The 4,617-nt window shown below is 68.1% G+C and carries 5 protein-coding genes and 1 pseudogene; 2 read left to right on the top strand and 4 right to left on the bottom strand.

Going from position 1 to position 4,617, the window contains the following annotated elements:
- Window positions 1-121 precede the first annotated feature (121 nt).
- A complete protein-coding gene (locus ROTAS13_RS19815) occupies window positions 122-472 on the top strand; it encodes a hypothetical protein (RefSeq protein ID WP_216348697.1) in 351 nt (116 codons plus the stop codon).
- A gap of 53 nt (window positions 473-525) precedes the next feature.
- On the opposite strand, the gene ROTAS13_RS19810 is transcribed toward ROTAS13_RS19815, so the two are convergent.
- From ROTAS13_RS19810 to ROTAS13_RS19800, 3 genes are all read right to left on the bottom strand, one after another.
- The gene (locus tag ROTAS13_RS19810; protein WP_083755638.1) at window positions 526-1,446 is read right to left on the bottom strand and encodes a MurR/RpiR family transcriptional regulator; all 921 of its coding nucleotides are present in this window, start codon (window positions 1,444-1,446) and stop codon (window positions 526-528) included.
- Between the two features lie 9 nt (window positions 1,447-1,455).
- Window positions 1,456-2,649 carry a PLP-dependent aminotransferase family protein gene (locus ROTAS13_RS19805; protein WP_075823186.1) on the bottom strand — a complete coding sequence of 398 codons (1,194 nt, stop codon included), beginning with the start codon at window positions 2,647-2,649 and terminating at the stop codon, window positions 1,456-1,458.
- A gap of 72 nt (window positions 2,650-2,721) precedes the next feature.
- Window positions 2,722-2,985: a hypothetical protein gene (locus ROTAS13_RS19800; protein ID WP_058390057.1), complete on the bottom strand. Its 264-nt coding sequence runs from the start codon at window positions 2,983-2,985 to the stop codon at window positions 2,722-2,724.
- Between ROTAS13_RS19800 and ROTAS13_RS28650 the strand changes: the two are divergent.
- Window positions 2,908-3,138, top strand: a pseudogene (locus ROTAS13_RS28650) (hypothetical protein); the annotation flags it as partial. The gene ROTAS13_RS19800 and the pseudogene ROTAS13_RS28650 overlap by 78 nt on opposite strands.
- Before the next feature lie 254 nt (window positions 3,139-3,392).
- Here the strand turns inward: ROTAS13_RS28650 and ROTAS13_RS19795 are convergent.
- On the bottom strand, window positions 3,393-4,617 hold a 1,225-nt coding region (locus ROTAS13_RS19795; RefSeq protein ID WP_075823185.1), incomplete at its 5' end, for an amidase.

Below are 4,617 nucleotides of genomic sequence, written 5' to 3'. Positions count from 1 at the left end.
GACATCGTCGAGACCGGCAACGATAGTTGGCGATTCAAGAACCGCGCCTGAACGCCCCCTCAACACACCTCACAAGAGGGTCCCTTTTGCGTGCCGATCTGGGGTCCCAATTCAGTGCCGATTGACAAACAGGAAGGACCCGATCGAGCAGGGCGGCTGGAGTGCCTATGTGGTCCTGAACACCGGGGCCGATCTCGGCAGCCCGGCGGTGCACCCCAACCTGCGCGGCGATGGCCGGAGCGGCCTCTACGGCTGGTGCGAGAGCCCCGCTCTGGAAGCCCTGCGCACGGAGTGGCTCGCGACCTCCGATCCGGCCTCACAGCTGGCGCTGGCGAAGCGCATGCAGGGACAGGCATTCCAGGATCTGCCCTATCTGCCGCTGGGTCAGGTGGCGCAGCTGACCGTCTACAGGGCCGGGCTGTCGGGCGTGCTGAAGGGCGTTCCGGTCTTCTGGAATCTGCGTCGCGGATGAATCCGACGCTCCGGCAGGCTCACCGGCCGGAACATGGACCTGCCGGGACTTGGTCATCCGAGTGTCACCCCCCGCCGCCTGCGCAGCGCCTCAATGTCTTCCAGGCGTTGCCGCACATCGTGCCCGCGCCGCTTCAGCAGTCCGGCGAGCAGCGCCTCCATCTGCGCCAGCGCGGGCACCATGCTGTCATAGGGGGAACTGGCCTCCACCGGGGCAGTCAGCACCAGTTGCGCGACCGCTGCGACGGGCGAGCGATAGGGGTCGGTGAAGAGCAGGATTCTTGCGCCTCGCGCCGCTGCCTCCGTGGCGAAATCCACCACATCCGCCTGATAGCGGCGGTAGTCGAAGATCACCACCATGTCCTGCCGTCCCAGATCGACGAGGGCGTCGACAGCCTCCGCCGTCGTGCCATCGAGGTGCCGTACGCCCGGGCGAAGCTGCACAAGGTGGGTGTACAGGATTCCGGCCAGGTAGCGGCTGAAACGTCCGCCCAGCAGGGTCAGGCGCAGCTTCCGGTCGGCCAGCATGTCGATGGCCCTGGCATAGGGTTCCGTCATGCCCTGCTGCCGCATCTCCGCCAGGCGGCCTTCCAGGAATTCCAGATAGGCTTCCGAGACGTCATGCTTCGCCGTGCCGCGGGCTTCCATCATCATCAGCGGAGAGCGGAGGCGGGCCTCCACCTCTTCCAGCAGCGCCTTCTGGAAGGCTGGATAGCCACCCGCCAGGCCGAGCTTCGCCACCAGGCGAACCACCGTGGGATCGCTGACGCCCGCGCGCCGTGCCAGGCTGGCGACCGTGCCGAGGCCGGCCAGGGGATAATCGGCCAACAGGGTGCGTGCCACGCGTGCCTCGGCGGGGGTCAGCTCCGCCCCGCGCTGCCGCAGGAGGTCCGAAATGCGCAGCCCGTCCACACCTTCCCCCACAGCCCCCGGAGCGGTCTTTTCAGGCCCTTCCCAGCCAGGGCGCAAGCTCATACCCGTGCCTCAACCGTGCAGCCTGCGCGTCAGCAGCTGGCCCAGCGCGGTCATGCCGCGCGTGATGACCTCCTCGGAAGGCGAGGAATAGCTGATGCGGGCATGGTTCGCTTCCTCCGCCACCGGATAGAAGCCGCCGCCGGGCACATAGGCGACCTTCGCGTCCGGGAGCGCATGCTCTGCCATGAAGCGCGCGGCATCGAAGCCCTCGGGAAAGGTCAGCCAGGTGAACATGCCGCCCGCCGGGTCGGTGCAGGTGACCTCCTGCGGGAAATGCCGGCGGATGGTGTCCAGCATCATGGTCTTCTTGCGCCTGTAGGTGGCCCGGATCGTCTCGACATGCGCATCGACGTCGTAGCGGTCGAGGAACATGGAGGCCGCGGCCATGCTCAGCGTGCCGCATTGCGTGTCGGCAGCCAGCTTGAGCAGGCCGAGCCGCTCGATGATCTCCGTGGTCGCCACCGCCCAGCCGAGCCGCAGCCCGGGCGCGAGGATCTTGGAGAAGCTGCCGAGGAAGATGACCCGCCCTTCCGTATCCAGGCTCTTGAGCGTCGGCAGCGCCTCTCCCTCATAGCGCAGCTCGCGATAGGGCGTGTCCTCCAGCACGATCAGCTCGTGGCGGTTCGCCAGTTCCATCAGCCGCCGGCGGCGCGGCAGGCTCATCGTCACGCCGGTCGGGTTGTGGAAATCGGGCATGGCATAGAGCAGCTTGGCCCCTGGGCAGCGCTTCAGCACCGCCTCCAGCGCTTCCATGTCCATGCCCTCCTCATCCATGCGCACCGGCTCGTAGCGGGGCTCGCAGGGGTTGAAGGCGATCAGGGCGCCGAGAAAGGTCGGATTCTCGGTGATGACCACATCGTCCCGATCGATCAGCAGCCTGCCCACCAGGTCGATGCCCTGCTGCCCGCCCTGCAGGATCAGCACCTCGTCGACGTCGCAGGTCACGCCATGCCGCGCCATCCGTGCCGCGACCTGCGCGCGCAGGCGCGGATTGCCGGCGGGCACGGTGTATTGCAGCGTCTCGCGCCCCTGCATCGCAATGGCCTCGTGGAAAACCGCATCGAACTGTTCCAGCGGGAAGAGCGAGGCATCCGGATAACCGCCCCCGAAGGACATGATCGAGGGATCGGCTCCGAGTTGGAGCAACTCCCTGATCGCGGAGGGCTGGACCTGGGCCATGCGGCTGGCGAAGCTGGTCTTCATCGGGCGAATCCCATCTGTGTGGCGCCATGTTAGTCCTGGCGATCGCGAGACGCTGCCCGGCCCGGGGTCTGCTCATGCCGTCCCGCAGAAAACGGTCATCTCGTCCGCGAGCGCCAGGATTATGGCGTGCCGCAGTTCGCGGCCGATATCGCCGGGACCGGTGTGGTCGCGACAGTGCATATCGAGGCGCTGTAGGATCCGGTCTACCCCGCCGTCGAGGAGACCGAGTGACTCGACAGGCTGCCGCTCCAGGGTGGCATGGCCGCGCGCTGCATCGGCGCCGCGCCCCTGGCCGCGCCCGAGGCCGCCGAGATCCTGGCCGCCCAGGCCTGTCACGGCCGCGTGGCCGGCATCCGGCAGACCCTGCGCTGGCCCCCCAACCCCAGGCTGCGCTGGAGCCAGGAGAACCTGGCCGAGAGCCCCGCTTGGCGCCGGGGCGTTGAGCTACTGGCGCGGCACGGCTTCTTGCTGGAGATCCTAACCAATCCCTGGCAGGCCGCCGCTGTCGCCGACCTGCCCGGCGACTTCCCCGAACTGCCGATCGTGATCGAGATTTGGGATTGCCGATTGTTGCCGTGGCAGAGTGGTTCCGCCAGCAAAGCATCTGGACCGGAGACATCCGCTTCCGGGGCCAGAAGGGTGTCTCCTGCCACGAGGCTGAGTGATGCGGCATCTTCGCTCATCATACAGCCACGGGAAGCTTGGCCCGCCAGCACGGTCCCACTCCGTGGCAGCCTGAGGCTTCAGAACGCTTCCCGCGGATCGATTGGGGTGGGCATCGGGTGGTGTGCCTCGATGGCTTCCGCAGCATCCAGGCAGAGATCCTCGCGGAACATTGCCGAGACTACCTGTACCCCTGTCGGCACACCATCATGCAGGCCCGTGGGTACGGAAAGTCCTGGCAGACCAAGCACCGAGACGGCAAGCATGGGGCGTTGCGCCTGCATGATGCGGTCGTTGGTCGCCTGATCGCGCAGGTCCTCCTCCCATTCGAAGATCGGTTGGGTGGAGGTGGGCATGACGGCCACGGCGTAGTCCTGGAAGAACAGGTTCCAGAGCCGCAGCAACCGGCTGCGTTCGGCCAACCCGGCGAGGCTGGAAGCGGGGTCGCGCTCGGGCCAGCAGCCGCGCCAGTAGGCAAGGCCGCGCTTGATGCCCTCGTCGCCATAGGCCTCGACGATCGGCTCCAGCTTGGCGATCACGTCCGGTCCACCGATCGGTCCCCAGAGATCAGCAGCAAGACCGAGTTCCGGCGGCTCGCGCTCCTCCACCACATAGCCGGCGGCTTCCAGCGCCCGCCCGGCGGAGCGCGTGGCGGCGGCCAGGACGGGGTGCACGCCGCGCCCGGCCGGGTCCACCACCAGTGCGGCGCGCAGCGGGCGCTGGCGCGGCGGGAAGGTCGCGATGGGAGCGACGCGCGGATCGTCTGGATGCGGCTGCGCCATCACCGCGAAGGCGAGGCGCAGGTCGCGCACGCGGCGGGTCAGTGGCCCCTGCACTGTCATGAGTTGCGAGGAGATGCCGGGCGGCGCCTTGGCCGTGCTGTTGAAGGATGGCACACGGCCGAGGCTGGGGCGCAGCCCGACGAGGCCGCAGCAATAGGACGGATAGCGCACAGAGCCCGCGATGTCGTTGCCCTGACCGATCGGGCCCATGCCGCTGGCGACCGCCGCCCCGGCCCCGCCCGAGGAGCCGCCCGGCGTGAGGCGGGCGTTCCAGGGGTTTCGCGTCTCGCCATGCAGCTCGTTGCCGGTGAACCAGCGCATGCTGAAGCTGGGCGTATTGGTGCGGCCGATCACCACCGCGCCGGCCTTGACCATGAGCGCCACCACCGGGGCATCGGTGGCGGCGATGTTGTCGCGCAGCGCGACGGTGCCGTTGTCGGTGGGCCAGCCGGCCTGGTCGGTGTTGACCTTCACCGTCACCTGTCTCTTGATCACATCTACGCACAGCTCCACCGTAAGGCGA

It is taken from the genome of Roseomonas sp. TAS13 (assembly GCF_001950415.1).
Taxonomy (GTDB): Bacteria; Pseudomonadota; Alphaproteobacteria; order Acetobacterales; family Acetobacteraceae; genus Roseomonas; species Roseomonas mucosa.
Note: the sequence above shows the minus strand (reverse complement) of the source record. Positions and strands in the feature narration are given on the sequence as shown.